The sequence below is a fragment of the Microbacterium sp. Bi128 genome (genome assembly GCF_918698205.1).
Genome location: NZ_CAKKMM010000590.1, coordinates 1 through 2,983, shown reverse-complemented (window position 1 = coordinate 2,983; position 2,983 = coordinate 1). Strand labels below are relative to the sequence as shown.

Annotated in this window: 3 protein-coding genes and 1 riboswitch; all 3 genes read left to right on the top strand. The window is 69.7% G+C overall.

Going from position 1 to position 2,983, the window contains the following annotated elements:
- Positions 1 to 528: GTPase RsgA (gene rsgA / locus LQV45_RS23400; protein ID WP_230009042.1), on the top strand; the 528-nt coding region annotated here is incomplete at its 5' end.
- Positions 529 to 604: 76 nt separating this feature from the next.
- Entirely contained in the window at positions 605 to 1,435 is an 831-nt protein-coding gene (gene hisN / locus LQV45_RS23395; RefSeq protein WP_230009041.1) for a histidinol-phosphatase, read from the top strand.
- A gap of 77 nt (positions 1,436 to 1,512) precedes the next feature.
- Positions 1,513 to 1,626: riboswitch (SAM riboswitch) on the top strand.
- A gap of 34 nt (positions 1,627 to 1,660) precedes the next feature.
- Positions 1,661 to 2,983 (top strand): aminotransferase class V-fold PLP-dependent enzyme (locus LQV45_RS23390; protein WP_230009040.1); only part of this gene is annotated, 1,323 nt, incomplete at its 3' end.

Here is a 2,983-nt window from a genome sequence, read left to right as displayed (position 1 = left end):
ATCGACGCCCGCTCCGACGACGGGCTCTCCGCCCGGCTCGACAAGGACGCGGTATCCCAGCTGCGCGACTACCTCGACGGCAAGGTCACCGTGATGCTGGGCCATTCCGGCGTCGGCAAGTCCACCATGGTCAACGCCCTGACCGGGGCCGAGCGGGCCACGGGAGGCGTGAACGCGGTAACCGGCCGCGGCCGCCACACGTCCTCCTCGGCACTGGCGCTCAAAGTCAACGATGCCCCGGCCGGCAGCTGGATCATCGACACCACCGGCATCCGGTCCTTCGGCCTGGCCCACGTGGACCCGGACCGGATCCTGCGTTCCTTCCCGGACCTGGAACCCGGCACCGATGATTGCGAACGCGGCTGCAAGCATGACTCCACCGCCGTCAACTGCGGCGTCGACAAGTGGGTTGCGGCCGGGCACGCGGGGCCCTCGGGACCGGCCAGGCTCGCGTCCCTGCGCCGGCTGCTGGGCACGGACCCGCGGATGGAAGCGCAGGAAACCAAGGAACTGGGCACCGTCTCCTAGCCGGACCGGCAGCGGGGCGGCGGCGCCGAGCCGCGGCCTCCCGCCCGGCGGCCCGGTTTGACGGTAGTTTGGAACCATGAGCCAACCCGCTTCGAGCTATAACGATGACCTGCGCCTTGCCCATGTACTGGCAGATTCGGTCGATTCCCAGACCATGAGCCGCTTCAAGGCGCTCGACCTTCGGATCGAGACGAAGCCCGACCTCACACCCGTCACCGATGCCGACAAGTCCGCGGAAGAGGCCATCCGCGGCCAGCTCTCCCGGTCACGTCCGCGTGACGCGGTCCTGGGCGAAGAGTTCGGCAGCTCGGGCCACGGTTCCCGCCGGTGGATCATCGACCCGATCGACGGCACGAAGAACTTTGTCCGCGGCGTCCCGGTCTGGGCCACCCTGATCGCCCTCGTCGATGAGGGCGAGCCGGTGGTCGGCGTCGTCAGCGCGCCGGCACTGGGCAAGCGCTGGTGGGCCGCCAAGGGTGCAGGCGCCTACACGGGCCGCTCGCTCGCCGCCGCCACACGGTTGAAGGTATCCAACGTCTCCAATCTCGAGGACGCCTCGCTGTCCTACTCCAGCCTTGGCGGCTGGAAGGAACGCGGGAACCTGGATGAGTTCCTGGGCCTGACCGAGGAAGTGTGGCGGACCCGCGCCTACGGTGACTTCTGGTCGTACTGCCTCGTGGCCGAGGGCGCCGTGGACATCGCCTGCGAACCCGAGCTGAATCTCTACGACATGGCCGCCCTGGTGCCGATCGTGACCGAGGCCGGCGGCCGCTTCACCTCGCTCGAAGGCGAGGACGGCCCCTTCGGCGGCAACGCCCTGGCCACCAATTCGATCCTGCACTCGGAAGTCCTCAATCGGCTCAACCCCGGACTCGACGACCTCTTTCAGGCCCACCCGAACAACTGATCCGCGCCCGTAATATTCCGCTTCACAATCGGCGGCCGCCTTTTCCCCGGCTGCGCCGATGTCCTACGCTCGATGCAGGTCACGAGTGCCAGCGCTAAACCCCGGTTTGCTGGCCGGCAACCCTCCAGTCGCGGTGGGGTGCCCCGGGTGACGACCTGGCCGGTCCGGAACGGACCCGGCAAGCGCGGATTCCCACGGTGTGGGGTCCTGTTCGAGTGAGGTCCCATGACAACTGCCATTTTCCCCGTTGCCCCTGAATTCCATGCACGGCTTGCCCTCGCGGCCCGCCCGCTGGCAGCCGTCACCGGGGCCGAAATCCAGGCCCCGCTGATCACCGGCGGCCACGCGCGCTACGCCAACCTCGACTACGGCGCCTCCGCCCCGGCCCTGTCCGTGGTCTCGGCCTACCTGAACGAAATCCTGCCGTACTACGCAAGCGTGCACCGCGGCGCCGGCTACGCATCACAGATCAGCACCTCCGTCTACGAGAACGCCCGGGACATCGTGCGGGACTTCGTGGGCGGCCGGCCCGGCGATTCCGTGATCTTCACGCGCAACACCACCGATTCCCTGAACCTGCTGGCCGGCTGCCTGCCGCTGCGCGACGGGCGGCCCGCGGGCGAGGTCCTCTACCTCGACATCGAACACCACGCCAACCTCCTGCCCTGGCAGAATGTCCCGCACCGCAGCGTCGTGGCCGCCGCCACCCTCGCGGCCACCGTGGACCGCCTGCGCGACGAACTCGCCCGCGGCGGCGTCAGCCTGTTGGCCGTCACCGGCGCCTCCAACGTCACCGGAGAGATCCTCCCGATCCGGACCCTGGCCGCACTGGCGCACGAATACGGCGCCAGGATCGTTGTCGACGCCGCGCAGCTCGCCCCGCACCGGCGGATCAATATCGCCGCGGACGACGTCGATTACCTCGCCTTCTCGGGACACAAGCTGTACGCCCCGTTCGGCGCCGGCGTGCTGGTGGGGCGGACGGACTGGCTCGACGCCGGCACCCCGCACCTGGCCGGCGGCGGCGCGGTCCGCGATGCCCGGCTCGACTCCGTCAGCTGGACCACGGGACCTGCCCGGCACGAGGGCGCCTCGCCGAACGTCCTCGGCGCGGCGGCCCTCGCCCGCGCCACCCAGGTCATTGCGGCCCTGGACCCGGAGCAGTGGCAGGCCCACGAGGACGCCATCCGGTCCTTCCTCGTCGGGGGCCTCCAGGGCATCGAGGGAGTAACCGTGCACCGGATCTTTGCCGATTCGGCTTCCGATTCTTCCTCCGCTTCTTCCACTGGAGGCGATCAGCCGGACACCGGCACGATCGGCGTCGTGAACTTTTCCGTGGAAGGCTACGACGCCGGACTGGTGGCCGCCTACCTGTCGGCCGAACACGGCATTGGCCTGCGCGACGGCCGCTTCTGCGCCCACCCGCTGCTCAAGCGGCTCGGCCTGCCCGCCGGCTCCCTGCGGGCCAGCTTCGGCCTCGGCTCACGGCTGGAGGACGCCGAACGCCTGCTGGCCGGCCTGCAGCAGCTGCGGCAGAACGGACTCGGC